The sequence below is a fragment of the Mesorhizobium sp. 113-3-9 genome (genome assembly GCF_016756515.1).
Lineage (GTDB): Bacteria > Pseudomonadota > Alphaproteobacteria > Rhizobiales > Rhizobiaceae > Mesorhizobium.
Map to the genome: position 1 here is coordinate 4411270 of NZ_AP023246.1, position 15840 is coordinate 4427109.

The window sequence follows — 15840 nt, forward strand, 5'->3', positions numbered from 1 at the left end:
GGGGAAACTGTTGGAGCGGCCGCGTGCTGGCGACCGCTCCAGATCGCACTTGAACCTTGAAAAGTGGAGGAAACACAATGCGACGGCAATTCCTAACATCAACGACTGCCCTTGCGCTATTGCTCGGCGTGGGCAACGCCTATGCCGGTATGGATGAGGCAAAAGCCTTTCTGGACAAGGAGATAGGCGACCTTTCGTCCCTATCACGCGCCGATCAAGAATCCGAGATGCAGTGGTTTATCGACGCCGCCAAGCCGTTTGCCGGCATGGAAATCAAGGTCGTGTCGGAAACGCTGACGACACACCAGTATGAGTCGCAGGTGCTGGCTCCGGCTTTTGCCGCCATCACCGGTATCAAGGTCACGCATGACGTCATTCAGGAGGGCGACGTCGTCGAGAAGATCCAGACCCAGATGCAGACCGGCCAGAACCTCTATGACGGCTGGGTCAACGATTCCGACCTGATCGGCACCCACTGGCGCTATCAGCAGGTGCGCAACCTGACCGACTGGATGGCCAATGAAGGCAAGGATGTCACAAATCCGGGCCTCGACCTGAAGGACTTCATCGGCTCCTCCTTCACCACCGCGCCGGACAAGAAGCTGTACCAGCTTCCCGACCAGCAGTTCGCCAACCTCTACTGGTTCCGCTACGATTGGTTCAACGACGAGAAGAACAAGGCCGATTTCAAGGCCAAGTACGGCTATGACCTCGGCGTGCCGGTCAACTGGTCGGCCTATGAGGACATTGCCGAATTCTTCACCGGCCGCGATGTCGGCGGCAAGAAGGTCTATGGCCACATGGACTACGGCAAGAAGGATCCGTCGCTGGGCTGGCGCTTCACCGACGCCTGGCTGTCGATGGCCGGTAACGGCGACAAGGGCATCCCGAACGGCCTGCCGGTCGACGAATGGGGCATCAAGGTCAATGAGAAATCGCAGCCGGTCGGCTCCTGCACGGCGCGCGGCGGCGACACCAATGGCCCGGCGGCGGTCTATTCGATCCAGAAATACCTCGACTGGCTGAAGGCCTACGCGCCGCAGGAAGCGCAAGGCATGACCTTCTCCGAATCGGGTCCGGTGCCGGCGCAGGGCAACATCGCCCAGCAGATCTTCTGGTACACCGCCTTCACCGCCGACATGGTCAAGCCCGGCCTGCCGGTGATGAATGACGATGGTACGCCGAAGTGGCGCATGGCGCCGTCGCCGCATGGCGTCTACTGGAAGGACGGCATGAAGCTTGGCTACCAGGACGTCGGTTCCTGGACGCTGATGAAGTCGACGCCGGAAGACCGGGCGAAGGCGGCCTGGCTCTACGCCCAGTTCGTGACCTCGAAGACCGTGGACGTGAAGAAGAGCCATGTCGGCCTCACCTTCATCCGCGACTCCACCATCCACGACAAGAGCTTCACCGAACGTGCGCCGAAGCTCGGCGGCCTGATCGAGTTCTACCGCTCGCCGGCTCGCGTGCAGTGGTCGCCGACCGGTACCAACGTGCCGGACTATCCGAAGCTGGCACAGCTGTGGTGGCAGGCGATCGGTGACGCTTCTTCTGGTGCCAAGTCGGCCCAGGAAGCGATGGACTCGCTCTGCGCCGAGCAGGAAAAGGTCATGGGCCGCATCGAGAAGTCCGGCGTCCAGGGTGACATCGGGCCGAAGCTCGCCGAGGAACATGATCTCGCCTATTGGAACGCCGACGCGGTCAAGGCCGGTAATCTCGCTCCTCAGCTGAAGATCGAGAACGAGAAGGAAAAGCCGCAGACCATCAATTACGACGAACTGGTCAAGAGCTGGCAGAAATAGGACTGTCTATGCGGGCGTTCGCGCCCGTGTGAAATTGGGGGAGGCGGCGCGTTGCCGTCTCCCTTCTTTGTGTCAAGGCGGAGGACGCTGGAATGAACGGTTTTGTGCTGGCAATCGACCAGGGAACGACGTCGACCCGGGCGATCCTGTTCGATGGCCAGATGAAAGTCGTGGGCAGTGGACAGAAGGAATTCACCCAGCACTATCCTGCCTCCGGCTGGGTCGAGCATGACCCGGAGGAGATCTGGGTGAGTGTCGTGACGACCGTGAAGGCCGCGCTGAAGGCCGCTGACCGTGAGGCATCCGACGTTGCCGCTATCGGTATCACCAACCAGCGCGAGACCGTCGTCATCTGGGACAGGGCGACAGGCAAGCCGATCCACAATGCGATCGTCTGGCAGGACCGCCGCACCGCGCCGCTGTGCCAGAAACTGAAGAAGCAGGGCCTGGAGAAGAAATTCACACGCAAGACCGGGCTGCTGCTCGATCCCTATTTTTCTGGCACCAAGATCGCCTGGATGCTCGACAAGGTGAAGGGCGCCAGGAAACGCGCCGAGAAGGGCGAGTTGCTGGCCGGCACCATCGACAGTTTTCTGATCTGGCGGCTGACCGGTGGCAAGGTCCACGCCACAGACGCCACCAACGCGTCGCGCACGCTGGTCTACAACATCGCGGAAAACGCCTGGGACGACGAGTTGCTGGCCATTCTCAACATCCCGGCGAAAATGCTGCCTGAGGTCAAGGATTGCGCCGATGACTATGGAGCGACCGAGAAAAATCTGTTTGGCGCCGAGATAAGAATCCTCGGTGTTGCAGGCGACCAGCATGCCGCGACCATCGGCCAGGCTTGCTTCGAGCCCGGCATGATGAAATCCACCTATGGAACCGGCTGTTTTGCGCTGCTCAACACCGGCAGCGATCTGGTGCGTTCGAAGAACCGGCTTTTGACCACCATTGCCTATCGGCTGAACGGCAAGACCACCTACGCGCTGGAGGGTTCGATCTTCATTGCCGGGGCGGCCGTGCAATGGCTGCGCGACGGTATCAAGGTGATCGGTAAGGCCGAGCATAGCGGGCAACTGGCTGCCGAGGCCGACCCGACGCAGAATGTCTACCTGGTGCCGGCTTTCGTCGGTCTTGGCGCGCCGCATTGGGACGCCGACGCGCGCGGCGCCATCTTCGGGCTGACGCGCAATTCCGGCCCGGCGGAATTTGCGCGCGCTGCACTCGAATCCGTCGCCTACCAGACCCGTGACCTGCTCGACGCCATGCGCAAGGACTGGAAGGGGACTTCGGTCAAAACAGTTCTCCGGGTCGACGGCGGCATGGTGGCGTCGGACTGGACGATGCAGCGCCTGGCCGACATTCTCGACGCGCCGGTCGACCGCCCGACCATCCTCGAGACGACCGCGCTGGGTGCGGCCTGGCTCGCCGGCTCCAAGGCAGGGGTCTGGCCGAAGGCGAAGGAGTTCGCGAAAAGCTGGGCACTGGAGCGGCGTTTCAAGCCGGAGATGGACAATTCCATGCGGTCCGCGAAGCTGGCGGGCTGGCGCGATGCTGTGCGCAGGACGTTGAGCGTGCCATAACGGTCACCACGGAATGAGCTGAAGGTGGGGGCATGCAGCCAGACTGGTATCCCGCTTGGCGTGACGAGGCTTTTGAACAGCTACGCGCCAAGAATGCCCGTTTGGAGAAGGAGTTCCGCCTCGGTCACTGGCCGCGCTATGACTACGACCTGACGACCGGCAGGCTTCTGTTCTCGGACCAGGGTGTCGTAAAAGTCGTCACCGAGATTCAGATTGCAGGCTCGACGGGCGCCAAGGCTGGTAACTGGCTTTGGGCCTGGTCGAATTCGAACCTGCCCGACAACCTTCTCGGCGATGCCAAGCGGGTTCGTTCCTTTCGGGGAGAAGAACGATATCGCCGAACTTGAGCAGGCCTATGTGATCGACACGAAAGATGATCTGGAAGCGCTCGGCTGGGAACTGACAGCAGCGATGGTGCGTGTCTGCGAAGCACTCGGTGCTTACCGCTCTCCGCGCGGGGAAGGGGGCGGTCTTTATCTGATCTTCAAAAGCGCAGGCTGGGCCAGCTGACAGGAACTTCATTCCGCCGATCGGGATGGTGCAATTCCAACGCAAAAGGCCCGCGCCATTTCCGACGCGGGCCTTCCGTTCAGAGTTTCCAGCTACTGATATTCGCCTGGGTCAGTAAGGCGAACGGCACTCCTGCCGCGGGCCGTAGTTCGGCTGGAAGGTGTTGTCCGAGGAACGGTAGCTACGGTAGTGGTCGTAGCACCACTGCACATGGGAATTGCCTTCGTAGACGCGGTGGTTCTCGCTGTTGACGATCGCACCCGTGATCAGGGCGCCAGTCGCGAAAGCCGCGAGCGGGAACCAATAGTCGCCATGACGGCGATAGCCGCGATGGTATTCGCGATAACCGCGATGGCCGTTCCAATAGCCGCCGCCGTCATTGTTGCGAGCAAAGTTACGATTGCCGTTGAAATGACGGTTGCCGAAATTGCGGTTGACGTGACGGTTGTTCATCCACGGCTTGTAATCGACCGTCTGCACATCGCTCGAAGCCGATGCCGCCTGCGGCACGAACATCTGCGCTGCATTGGCAGGCACAGCAGCCGCGGCAAACGAAGCTGAAAGTGTGGTCGCCAGTATACCCGTTACGATCTTATTCATGGTCTTCTCCTTCGAAAGGGTGATTGACGTCCCTTGTGGCGAGACAACGGGTGATGTGGGCGAAGGTTCCTCGCCAAATCCCAAGTTGCTGATTTGTAATGTTTCTCCGGCCTGTACCAGGTGCCGACGGGAGGCTGCGCCTCTGCTTTGCCAGGAGCCCGCCACTCGTAACCGAAGCGGGCAGGGAGGCCCGGCGGCGATGCTTGAGAAGTCTGACCAGTGGACCTCTTTTTCCGGTTGACCGGTCGAGGCACTCTCCCTATGTTCCGCGCAATTTCGAGGGCGCCCTTCAAGCCCGCGGGAGCGCGTAGCTCAGCCGGTAGAGCAACTGACTTTTAATCAGTAGGTCATGGGTTCGAATCCCATCGCGCTCACCATTGTTTCCCGAAAACGTCTTCGGTTTCAGTTGGCGGACCGCATGCGCAGGCGCCAAGTCGGCCGGCAGGTAGTTTACATGCCAAAGTCCGGTGCTTGGTCTTTAGAAATTATGGCCTCGATCTCTGACACGAAGCCCTCCACCAGAAGCGAATTGGCGTAGGCCGTGACATGATCGCCGTCGAAGAACAACGGGTGTCCATCCCTGAACGCCGAACATGTAACTTGCGGGCAAAGCGTAGGCAAAGGATCCCAGACGTGAATGTTCGTCAGAGCCGCTGATATCTCAGCGTAGCCCTTCAAAATTGGTGATCGAAGATTTTCTATCAACTTTCGATCGATGTCGAATCCGTTAGTACAGGACGGATTCATTGAATTGAACCAATCACTGCATCGAAAGGCCGGGGCCCTAAAGATTGGCTTTGGGGCTTCGAAAACAATCGATAGTCCCGCCTTGGAGAGGTGGGTAAGTTGATTGATAGCGTTCTTGACGGCTTGTTCTCTCTGCTGCTCGCTGCTCTCCGCGCTACTGTTGGGGCCTGCAGCCTCTTGAAAGCTAAGTCGGGGTAGACGGAGCGAGGGCAGGAACAGCAGGTCGCGAGGCTTGGCAATCTTGGCTATGTAGGCCGCACTGGCAGTCGTGGCATGAGCGCACGTTGGGTCAGTGTCGTGGCGAAGATTCAAGCTGACAAACGGGCAACCGGCGGTCGACACCACCACTGTTCGGATGCCGGTTTCGAGCGTGAAGCGCTTCAGAAGAGGAATGTAGGCTCCGGCGTGAGAGTCGCCCAGCACGAACAAGGTCTCACTGCGCCCTTCGCCCGGGCACCCGTGTTTGGTGAAGAACAGTGCTTCTTCCACGGTTTCTGTGACGACGGCGCAGCCAGCAGACTGGGGAGAGGTGTCTGGTGAGGTCGCATACCATTCGCCTCGATTCCTCATGACTGTGCTCAAGGCGATGTCATATCGATGGTCACGCATCAGTTTGAAGCCGCAAAACACAGCAGCGATGGCAACCAAAAAGAGGGCAACAACGGCTATGTCGGGGGCGGTTCTCAGAAGCCGCAAACGACGCGTCGGTGTTTCGATCCAGAAATACGAGCCGAGGCTGAACGCCACCGCGACCAGCAACGCTGCCAATTTTGTGGCGGTGGTTTCGGTGCCTATCGTCCATCTTGCGATCACGAAGACTGGCCAATGCCATAGGTAGAGAGAGTATGAGATCCACCCGACGAACCTGACCGGCTTTATCTCCAACGCCGCAAAGTGCGGCGCACGATTGCTTCCCAGATGGTAGAGGCATCCGATCAAGACAGTTGTGCAGGCAACTGCGGCGATGTTCTCAAGCCCATGCGAACCCGTGCCAAAGTCGAACGCGAATGTCGCCACGAGCCCTATCAACGCGATCGTGGCTGCAAGATTGCAATGCCTTTCGAAGCCCGGCCGCTTCCCTATCCGGCTGACAAGCTGAAAGCACAATATGCCGCATGCCAACTGCCAAAAGCGAGCATAGGGCATGTAGAAGGCGTGAAGCGGGTTCGCAGCCAGAAGATGAAGCCATATCGCCACCGACGCGACAGCGAGCGCACCATAAACAAGCGCCGAGAATCTCTTCCCGCGCGGTCCTATAACCCAAGGAAAAAACAGCAGCGGGAAAACAACGTAGAATTGTTCCTCAACCCCAAGAGACCAGGTGTGGGTGAATGGGTTAAACTCGGTCACGGGTGAAAAATAGTCGGTTCCCTTGGCCAGGAAGATGTTGCTCAGGCCGACGAAGGCGGAAGAGGCGGTTCTACTGATTGATGTGCTGAGCCAGGCGTCTGGAACAAACAGAAAGGTGGCGAGCGCACTGAACAGCAAGCACACCAACAGCGCCGGCATAATTCTCGTGAATCGGCGCGCATAGAATTCCAAGACAAAATGAAAAGCGGACTGGCCCCGGTAGCGCCTCGACACGGTATAGCTGACGACGAAACCAGAAATTACGAAGAAAACATCAACCCCCAAAAAACCATTGGGGAGACGGTCGCCATACAGATGGTAGAATACGACTGACAGGATCGCGATGGCCCGGAGGCCATCAAGGAAAGCCAGGTAGTCCTTCGACGAGCGTTCCGAGGTCGAACCAAAATTATCGGCCATTGGACGAGACATGCGTTCCTGTAGCTGGAAAATCCAATCGGACAACGTTCTGGTTCAGGCCAGCCTACAGTTGACGCGCAGCAGCCCTAGTCTGCGGGCAATTACAGGATGTGCCGACCATGGGAAAGGCCGGAGACAGGATTTGTTTCGTTCGAAGGCGCTGTGAGGCTGATCCGTGGCTTTCAGTTGCAACCGAATGTCGCCAGCGAGGACATTCGACTTGCTCGTAAGCCTCCGTAGCGCGCCGCGATCGACGCTCAGCCGTTCCGCGACAGATGCACGTCCAGAACGGCGGCCTTCTTGGCGATCAGGCCTTCCAGATCCGCGTCCGAGCGCTTGGTGCCGGTCCGTTCGCGCAGCAGCGAGATCACAGCGCTCATCGAAAGTGGGGTGGTTTGGGAAAGCGGGGCTGTCCGGGTGCCCAGAATGGCATCCACCGCGCCGGCAACATCCGGAGCCTCCGTTGGTGCTCGCATGGGCGGTTCCTTTCTGTTCAGGTCGGCCTCGGTGCCTTCAGCCGGTCCCCTGGCGCCGCGATCGAAGACGACCGCCAGGCGGTTCTTCACCGCGAGTGCGGCGACCATATCGTCGAGCTTGCGGTCGGAAAGGGCTGGATCCGCTGGTTTCAGCATCTTGCGGATAACCCTGGCAGCCTGATCCGTCGATACGAAGCCATAACGCCGTTTTCTGGCCTCGACATATTGCTCGATGATCATGCTCAGGCGTCGGGCCGCGATATCCCTGGGCTCCTGCACTGAGGCCTCCTTGAGCCGAGTGCAACTCGGCAGCCAAAACGAAATAGGGCGGCTCGATCAAACATCAAATGCTCCCGACCATTTGACGCATCTGCGAATGAGGCCGGAACGATCCTGCGGCTGAGGCATTCTCGCTGCATCACCAGCTCATTGAGGGAAGGCCGGGCCATGAAGATTGCCCACGTCGCGCCGCTATACGAATCCGTGCCGCCAAGGCTTTATGGCGGCACCGAGCGCATCATTTCCTACCTGACCGAGGCTCTCGTCGCCCTTGGCCACGATGTGACATTGTTCGCCAGTGGCGACACGAAGACCTCCGCCAGGCTCGTGCCATGCCGCGAGCGGGCACTTCGGCTCGATCCGCGTCCATTGAAGTCCGAGATCGCGGCGCATCTGTCGATGCTCGACGAGGTGAGGAAGCGGGCCGACGATTTCGACGTCATTCATTTTCACCTCAGCCATTTCCTGCACTTCCCGTTCTTCCGAGAGATCCCGCAGCGCACGGTCACGACCCCGCATGGCAGGCTGGATTACGCCGACCTCGCACAAGCCTATGACCGGTTCCCGCGCTTTCCGATGATTTCCATATCCCGCAGCCAGCGGGCGCGGTTCGCGTCCGCGAACTGGCTGGCGACGATTCATCACGGACTGCCCGTCGATCTCTACGAACCCGATTTCGAGGCAGGTTCGGACGGCGGCTATCTCGCCTTTCTCGGCAGGATGTCGCGCGACAAGCGGCCGGACAGGGCGATCGAGATCGCCCGCCGCACCGGGCTCAAACTCAAGCTTGCGGCCAAGGTGGGCGATGGCGATCGAGCCTATTTCGAGGAAGTCGTCCAGCCGATGATCGATGGCGACAGGGTCGAATATGTCGGCGAGATCGGCGAGGACCAGAAGAGCATGTTTCTTGGCAACGCAGCCGCCCTCTTGTTTCCCATTGATTGGCCCGAACCCTTCGGCCTTGCCGTGATCGAGGCCATGGCCTGCGGAACCCCGGTCATGGCCTGGAGTTGCGGCGCCATGCCCGAGATCATCGATTATGGGGTTACCGGCTTCGTCGTCGAAACCATCGAAGATGCCGTCGCCTCGATGCCGGCTCTCCTGCAACTCGACAGGCGGCGCATAAGAGCGGTGTTCGAGAGGCGGTTCTCAGCCGACAGAATGGCCAGGGATTACGTCGCGGCCTATTCGCGGCTGAACAACGGACATGAGCAAAGCAGAGCCTCGTAGGCCTTCACCCGTTCGAAACCAGCACGGGACGATCTTTTGACCATCACCCACCTCGACGAGCGCAAGCTCGATCCTGCCATAGCACTGGCTTCCCTGGACGAAACCGCGCCCAGGGAGCCGCATCGTCTTTTCGCGCTCAAGCATGGTGACTGCTTCGCCGTTGCCGACGCCTATGGCGACATACGCGGTGTCGGCGACGGGTTCTTCCGCGACGACACGCGCGTGCTTTCCGAATTTCGCTTGACCGTCGGCGGGCGGTCGACATCGTTGCTTGGCGCGTCGCTCAGCCAGGACAATGTGCTGTTCACCTCCAATCTGACCAATCTGCCGATCGAGAGCGCGGCGGGTCGCCAGATACCGCAAGGCGCTATCCATATCGAGCGCGTCCGGCTGCTGTGGGAGGAACGGCTGTATGAACGCATAACGCTGTCCAACTACAGCCGTGAGCATTCGACGATCCTGCTGTCGCTGCGTTTTGCCGCCGATTTTCGCGATATGTTCGAGGTTCGGGGCTCGACCCGCTCGAAGCGCGGAACCGCCCATACGGCCGAGATCGCCAGGAGCGCGGTCGTGCTCCGCTACGAAGGCCTGGACAACGTGGTGCGGACATCGGCGATTTCATTTTCTCAGACGCCCGATCAACTGACCTCTGAGCGGGCGGATTTCATCATCGCCGTCACCAAGCGCAGCAGCCAGACGCTTTACGTGGAAGTGGGCAACGAGACGGTTGCCAGTCCCGAAAGCCAGCGGTTTCGCGCTGCCGCCGCCCGTGCTCGTTTCGGCATGCGCGCCAAACGCCGGCATGGCGCGACGCTGCACAGTTCGGGCCGCGTTTTCAATGACTGGATGGCGCGGGCTCGCGCCGATGTCGCGCTGCTCACCACGGAACTGGCGACCGGGCCCTATCCCTATGCCGGCATTCCCTGGTTTTCCACCGCCTTTGGCCGCGATGGTGTGATTTCAGCCTTGCAGATGCTTTGGCTCAATCCTGGCCTGGCGCGCGGCGTTCTGGCGTTTCTCGCCCAGCACCAGGCGACCGAGACCTCTCCCTTCAGCGATTCCGAACCCGGCAAGATCATGCACGAGACGCGCAAGGGCGAGATGGTGGCGCTGAGCGAGCTGCCGTTCGGGCGCTACTATGGCGGTGTCGACACGACGCCGCTCTATATCCATCTTGCCTGCGCCTATGCGGACCGCACGGGAGACACGGCCTTCATCGATGACCTGTGGCCCTCGCTGTGCGCCGCGGCCGAATGGATCGAGACGGCGAGCCGTTCGACGGGATTCCTCACCTACCAGCGTGCCGCGGAATCCGGCCTTGCCAACCAGGGATGGAAAGACAGTTTCGATTCCGTCTTTCACGCCGATGGCCGCATCCCGAAAGGGCCGATCGCGCTGGTCGAGGTGCAGGGCTATGTCTTTGCGGCATTCCAGGGCCTGGCGAAGCTGGCACGGCTGCGCGGTGAAGCGGAGCGGGCGGAAAGCTGGGAAATACGCGCCGACGCCATTCGGCAAAAAGTCGAGCGCCATTTCTGGATCGAGGACCTCAGCTACTATGCGCTGGCGCTGGATGGCGACGGCCAACCCTGCAAGGTGCGCACATCCAATGCCGGTCACCTGCTTTATGTCGGCCTTCCCGAACCGGATCGAGCGCGCATGGTCGCCGACCAGCTGCTGTCGGCCTCGTTCCATTCCGGCTGGGGATTGCGGACGCTGGCGGACGACGCGATCTTCTTCAATCCGATGTCCTATCACAACGGATCCATCTGGCCGCACGACACGGCGATCTGCGCAGCCGGGCTGGCGCGATACGGCATTCGCGACAGCGTTGTGCGGCTGATGAGCGGCACCTTCGAATCCGCCGTTCATTTCAACATGCGGCTGCCGGAACTCTTTTGCGGCTTCACGCGAGCGGCCGGCGAAGCGCCGATTGCCTATCCGGTGGCCTGCCTGCCGCAAGCCTGGTCCGCCGGCTCCGCCTTCATGCTCATGCAGTCGTGCCTCGGCCTGCGGATCGATGGCTGGACAGGCGAGATCCATGTGACCCGGCCGCGCCTGCCTATCGGCATCGACAACCTCGTCATCCGCCATCTTTCGGTAGGGCAGGCGGCGGTGGATCTGACATTCCAGCGCGTGGGAGACCGTGTCGGCGCCTTCCTTGCCGAACCGCATGAGGGGCTGGTGCCGCTCGTGGTCAGGAGCTGAAAAAATCGGAACCATCACGTCCCGCGGGCGTTGGACCACCAGACTATGGGGTGCCGAAACTCCAGCCGATAAAGCCGCTGCGGCATCCCATCGAAGGGTCATCGATTTCAATGCCTGACAACAGTTCGTACCTCGTCGTTCCCGTATTCGCATTGTGGCTGTTTATTCTTGTCGCCGTCTGCGTCCTGGCCGTTGTGCTGGTGACGATGGTGGTACGGGCGCGCAAGGGCAGCAGGCCTACCGCCTCGGAGCTTGAACCCGCTCGCAGCCCTTTGCCGGAATTCGAGAAAAATGGGCAGTCGGCGGCCGCGGCACTGGTGCAGTGGTCGCCCGAAACGCTGCGTCATATCCTTGCGACCGAACTTCCCGATGCCCAGGTGATCGTCGTCTCGAACCGCGAGCCGTATATCCACAACCGCGAAGGCGACGACATCCGGCTGGTCGTACCCGCCAGTGGGCTCGTCTCCGCCCTGGAGCCGATCACGCGGGCATGTGCCGGCACCTGGATCGCCTATGGCGGCGGTTCGGCCGACGCGCTCGTGGTCGACAAGAACGATCGGATCGAGGTGCCGCCCGACAATCCTTCCTACACGCTGCGCCGCGTCTGGCTGAGCGAGGAAGAGCAGCAAGGTTATTATCTCGGCTTTGCCAATGAAGGCCTCTGGCCGCTGTGCCATATCGCGTTCACCCGGCCGATATTCCGCGCCTCGGATTGGGAAGCCTATGAGGCGGTCAACCGCAAATTCGCCGATACAGTCGTCGCGGAAGCCCGCAACGAGCGGCCGATCGTGCTGGTCCAGGATTACCATTTCGCGTTGCTGCCGCGGATGATCCGGGAGCGCCTGCCCGAGGCGATCATCATCACCTTTTGGCATATTCCGTGGCCGAACTCGGAGGTGTTCAGCATATGCCCGTGGCGCGAGAAGATTCTCGAGGGCCTGCTTGGCAGTTCGATCGTTGGTTTTCACACCCAGTTTCATTGCAACAACTTCATCGACAGCGTTGACCGTTTCCTGGAGAGCAGGATCGAGCGCGAGGACTCGGCCATCTCCTATGGCGGCCAGATCAGCCTGGTTCATGCCTATCCGATTTCCATCGAATGGCCGCCGGCGCAACTGGCCAAGCTGCCTGACGTGGCGCAATGCCGTAGGCAGGTCCGCGAGAAATTCGGCCTGGCCGAACATGTCAAACTGTGCGTCGGCGTCGAACGTCTCGACTATACAAAGGGTATCCTTGATCGCTTCAATGCACTCGATGAACTGCTGACGCTTCATCCGGAATGGATCGGCAAGGTGGCATTCCTGCAGATCGCGGCGCCCAGCCGCGGCACTCTTCCTGCCTATCAACAATTGTATGAGGAGTGCCTGCGCCATGCCGAGGATCTCAACCAGCGCTACGGTCGCGAAGGCTATACGCCGGTTCTGATGGTGACGGAACATCACTCGCAAGAACAGGTCTACGAAATCTACCGCGCGGCCGATGCCTGCATGGTGACCAGCCTGCACGACGGCATGAACCTCGTCGCCAAGGAGTTTGTCGCGGCGCGTGAGGATGAACAAGGTGTGCTGCTGCTCAGCATGTTCGCCGGCGCCTCCAAGGAGCTGCTGGAGGCGCTGATCGTCAATCCCTATGACGCGGCTATGATGGGCGATGCCTTGCTGCAGGCCCTGACCATGTCCGAGGACGAGCAACTCCAGCGCATGCGACGCATGCGCGAGATCGTGCGCGACAACAATGTCTATCGGTGGGCGGGCAGCATGCTTCTCGATGCCGCGCGCCTGCGCAAGCGTGATGCGGTCGATCGTGCCGTGGGCGTCGCTCCGACGCCCCCTGGCAATGTGATATCGTTGCTCGATCGCAGACGCGTGGCGGCGCTGTGATGTCGATATCGCCAAACCTGTCCGTGCCTGACGTACCGCAAGCACGGTGGGCACTGTTCCTGGACATTGACGGCACGCTTCTCGAACATGCCGCGCATCCAGATGCGGTGGTTGTCAGTGAGGAGTTGCGCATGCTGCTGGCACGGCTCGAAGCGCAACTGGACGGAGCATTGGCGTTCATCACGGGACGGTCGATCGCCGCTGTCGACCATCTATTCCAACCCCTCAGATTGCGCGCCGCGGGGCTTTATGGTCTCGAGCACAGGCTGGCGCGCGATGGTGCGGTCGAGGCGGCCGGTGAACCGGCGGACATCGCGGCCCTTGCCCGGGAAATCGAAGCGGAATTGGGCAGTGCGGATGTCTATATCGAGCGCAAGGGACCGATCCTGGCCATTCATACACGCGCGGCGCCGCATTTGCTGCGGCACGCCATACAACTGGTCGAACAGGCACTGGACAGGCTGCCCGCAGGCTATCGGGTGTTGGCCGGCAATGCAGGGGTTGAACTGATGCCGCTGGAGGCGGTGAAGGGAGCGGCCATCCGGCGCTTCATGGAGCAACCGGCTTTTGCCGGCCGCAGCCCTGTATTCCTCGGTGATGACACTTCGGATGAAAGCGGCTTTGACGTCATCAATGAAATGGATGGCGTCTCCGTGCGTATCAGACCGCGCGGACCGACCGCCGCGCGCCATGCGCTTGCCGGGGTCGACGAGGCGCTGGCCTGGCTTGATGCCGTTAGCCACGGCAACGCGGAGAGATCGACTGGTCGCCCCACGGAACGAAGGAGCCGGCAATGACCCAGTTCACCAGCCTCATCCGGGAGATCATGCCTGCCTGGCTGCGGCGGCGCTCGCGCCCGAACGTGCATGAGACCGATCCCGACTTCGATCCGTCCCGCCCGGGGGATGCGGACATGGTCTGGCGCGGGATTGTCGAAAGGGATCTTTTTGGAGCGAACACGCAGGACTATGCGGAAAATCAGGACAAAAATACCAATCGGCACTGACGATCGGCTTTAAGGCGCGAAAACCAGCGAAACATTGCCGCCGGCATGGCGTTCGAGCCGACCGGCAAGGTCGAGTTCCAGCAACACCATGAAAACCTGGGCCGGGTGCAGGCCGGTGTGACGGATGATCTCGTCGACCGGCACCGGCGTCGGGCCGAGCGCCTCAATGACGCGGGCGCGGTCACTTTCGCCGGGCGGCGGGGTGGCTGAAAAGTCGGGCGGGTCCTCAAACGGCGGCACATCAGGCGCCCGCATGCCTGTCAGCGGTGCGATCGCCCTGGAAACATCCGATGCCTCGGTGACCAGAGTGGCGCCGTCCTTGAGCAGGCCGTTGCAGCCTGCGGCGCGCGGATCGAGTGGGGAGCCGGGCACGGCAAAGACCAGCCTGCCCATTTCGCCGGCAAGCCTGGCGCTGATCAGCGAGCCGGAACGCTGCGCCGCCTCGACCACCACCAGCCCAAGGGCAGCCCCCGCGACGAGCCGGTTGCGGCGTGGAAAATCCTGGGCGCGCGGCTGCCAGCCGAATGGCATTTCAGAGATGATGGCGCCACGCGCGGCGATCTCCTCGCACAGGCCGGCATTGTCAGGCGGGTAGGGCAGGTCGAGGCCCCCGGCGAGCACACCGACCGTGCCAGTCGCCAGACTGCCCTGGTGCGCCGCCGTGTCGATGCCGCGCGCCAGGCCGGAGACGATGCCGTAGCCGTCGCCGCCAAGATCGGCCGCCAGCTTGCGCGCCATCTTTATGCCGGCCAGCGATGCGTTACGGGCGCCGACGATGGCAATCCCCGGCAACCGGAACACGGCGGCATTGCCCTTGACCGCCAGAAGCGGGGGAGGATTGTCCATGGTTCTCAGCAAGGATGGATAGTCTGGCTCGCCGATACCGACAAAACGCGCGCCAGCCTTGCGAGCTGCCTCGAGCTCGGCTTCGGCTTCGGCGATCGAGGGAATGCGGGCGATCCGGCTGGCGCCGCCCGAAATCATCAGTTCCGGCAGGATCTCCAGCGCCACTTCGGCGGAACCGAAGCGGTTGATCAGGTCGCGAAAGGAAGCGGGGCCGACATTCTGGGTGCGGATCAGCCGCAGCCAGCTCAGCCGCTGCCGGTCGCTGAGGCGCGGCCCGGCGGCTGGCTCGCTCATCCCTTGGCTCCGATCTTGCCCTCGGTGCCGGCAAGCAGCCGTGAAATGTTCGCCCTGTGCTTGATGAAGACGATGATGCTCATCACCACGAACACGACGGCTATCTGCGGTGCGCTCATGAAATACAGGGCGATCGGCACGACGACGGCCGCCGTCAGCGCCGCCAGCGAGGAGAAGCGAAACAGGAAGGCCATCACCAGCCAGACGGCGGCGAAGATCAGCGCCACCTGCCAGGCAAGGCCGATCAGCACACCGAGATAAGTCGCGACGCCCTTGCCGCCCTTGAAGCCCAGCCAGACCGGGAAGAGGTGGCCGAGAAAGGCGCCAAGGCCGGCCCAGACCGCCATTTCCTGCGCGAAATGGCCTGCAATCAGCACGGCGGCCGTGCCCTTCAGCGCATCAAGCAGCAGTGTCGCGGCGGCCAGGCCCTTGTTGCCGGTGCGCAGCACGTTGGTGGCACCGATGTTGCCCGAGCCGATCTTGCGCACGTCACCGAGGCCAGCGGCACGGGTCAGTAGCAAGCCGAATGGGATCGAGCCCAGCAGATAGCCGAACACCAATGCCAGGATCAGGCCGTAAGTCATTGTTTCCCCCGCATTTCCCCTGGCC

At 61.4% G+C, this 15840-nt stretch carries 14 protein-coding genes and 1 tRNA gene; 10 read left to right on the forward strand and 5 right to left on the reverse strand.

Annotation, left to right across the window (positions count from 1 at the left end):
• Window positions 1-77: 77 nt before the first annotated feature.
• From MesoLj_RS21370 to MesoLj_RS36335, 4 genes are all read left to right on the forward strand, one after another.
• Complete coding sequence (locus tag MesoLj_RS21370; protein WP_202322275.1) at window positions 78-1802, forward strand: ABC transporter substrate-binding protein; 1725 nt, start codon at window positions 78-80, stop codon at window positions 1800-1802.
• Window positions 1803-1894: 92 nt separating this feature from the next.
• Window positions 1895-3388: a glycerol kinase GlpK gene (glpK, locus tag MesoLj_RS21375; protein WP_202322277.1), complete on the forward strand. Its 1494-nt coding sequence runs from the start codon at window positions 1895-1897 to the stop codon at window positions 3386-3388.
• Between the two features lie 32 nt (window positions 3389-3420).
• Window positions 3421-3735: a DUF6882 domain-containing protein gene (locus MesoLj_RS21380; protein ID WP_244735118.1), complete on the forward strand. Its 315-nt coding sequence runs from the start codon at window positions 3421-3423 to the stop codon at window positions 3733-3735.
• A gap of 10 nt (window positions 3736-3745) precedes the next feature.
• Window positions 3746-3898, forward strand: coding sequence for a hypothetical protein (locus MesoLj_RS36335; RefSeq protein WP_244735119.1), 153 nt, complete (start codon window positions 3746-3748; stop codon window positions 3896-3898).
• Between the two features lie 111 nt (window positions 3899-4009).
• On the opposite strand, the gene MesoLj_RS21385 is transcribed toward MesoLj_RS36335, so the two are convergent.
• The gene (locus tag MesoLj_RS21385) at window positions 4010-4498 is read right to left on the reverse strand and encodes a BA14K family protein (protein ID WP_202322279.1); all 489 of its coding nucleotides are present in this window, start codon (window positions 4496-4498) and stop codon (window positions 4010-4012) included.
• A 301-nt stretch (window positions 4499-4799) separates the two neighbouring features.
• Here MesoLj_RS21385 and MesoLj_RS21390 point away from each other — a divergent pair.
• Window positions 4800-4875: transfer RNA gene (locus tag MesoLj_RS21390), tRNA-Lys, on the forward strand.
• Between the two features lie 73 nt (window positions 4876-4948).
• Here MesoLj_RS21390 and MesoLj_RS21395 read toward each other — a convergent pair.
• Window positions 4949-7015 (reverse strand): acyltransferase family protein, encoded by a 2067-nt coding sequence (locus MesoLj_RS21395; RefSeq protein ID WP_202322281.1) that lies wholly within the window; start codon window positions 7013-7015, stop codon window positions 4949-4951.
• 257 nt (window positions 7016-7272) lie between these two features.
• Window positions 7273-7770 (reverse strand): hypothetical protein, encoded by a 498-nt coding sequence (locus MesoLj_RS21400; protein WP_202322283.1) that lies wholly within the window; start codon window positions 7768-7770, stop codon window positions 7273-7275.
• Between the two features lie 168 nt (window positions 7771-7938).
• Here MesoLj_RS21400 and MesoLj_RS21405 point away from each other — a divergent pair, with 168 nt between their 5' ends.
• From MesoLj_RS21405 to MesoLj_RS21425, 5 genes are all read left to right on the forward strand, one after another.
• On the forward strand, window positions 7939-9000 hold the full coding sequence (locus MesoLj_RS21405) for a glycosyltransferase family 4 protein (RefSeq protein ID WP_202322285.1): 1062 nt from the start codon (window positions 7939-7941) through the stop codon (window positions 8998-9000).
• Window positions 9001-9042: 42 nt separating this feature from the next.
• A complete protein-coding gene (locus MesoLj_RS21410; RefSeq protein WP_202327386.1) occupies window positions 9043-11205 on the forward strand; it encodes an amylo-alpha-1,6-glucosidase in 2163 nt (720 codons plus the stop codon).
• Between the two features lie 110 nt (window positions 11206-11315).
• Complete coding sequence (locus tag MesoLj_RS21415) at window positions 11316-13085, forward strand: alpha,alpha-trehalose-phosphate synthase (UDP-forming) (RefSeq protein WP_202322287.1); 1770 nt, start codon at window positions 11316-11318, stop codon at window positions 13083-13085.
• Window positions 13085-13882 carry a trehalose-phosphatase gene (otsB, locus tag MesoLj_RS21420; RefSeq protein WP_140773484.1) on the forward strand — a complete coding sequence of 266 codons (798 nt, stop codon included), beginning with the start codon at window positions 13085-13087 and terminating at the stop codon, window positions 13880-13882. Before MesoLj_RS21415 ends, otsB begins: the two co-directional genes overlap by 1 nt.
• Window positions 13879-14091 carry a hypothetical protein gene (locus MesoLj_RS21425; RefSeq protein ID WP_140773485.1) on the forward strand — a complete coding sequence of 71 codons (213 nt, stop codon included), beginning with the start codon at window positions 13879-13881 and terminating at the stop codon, window positions 14089-14091. The genes otsB and MesoLj_RS21425 overlap by 4 nt, the downstream gene beginning before the upstream one ends.
• Window positions 14092-14100: 9 nt before the next feature.
• Here MesoLj_RS21425 and dprA read toward each other — a convergent pair whose 3' ends face one another.
• Window positions 14101-15231 carry a DNA-processing protein DprA gene (gene dprA / locus MesoLj_RS21430; RefSeq protein ID WP_202322289.1) on the reverse strand — a complete coding sequence of 377 codons (1131 nt, stop codon included), beginning with the start codon at window positions 15229-15231 and terminating at the stop codon, window positions 14101-14103.
• Complete coding sequence (gene plsY, locus MesoLj_RS21435) at window positions 15228-15815, reverse strand: glycerol-3-phosphate 1-O-acyltransferase PlsY (protein WP_140773489.1); 588 nt, start codon at window positions 15813-15815, stop codon at window positions 15228-15230. Before plsY ends, dprA begins: the two co-directional genes overlap by 4 nt.
• Window positions 15816-15840 lie beyond the last annotated feature (25 nt).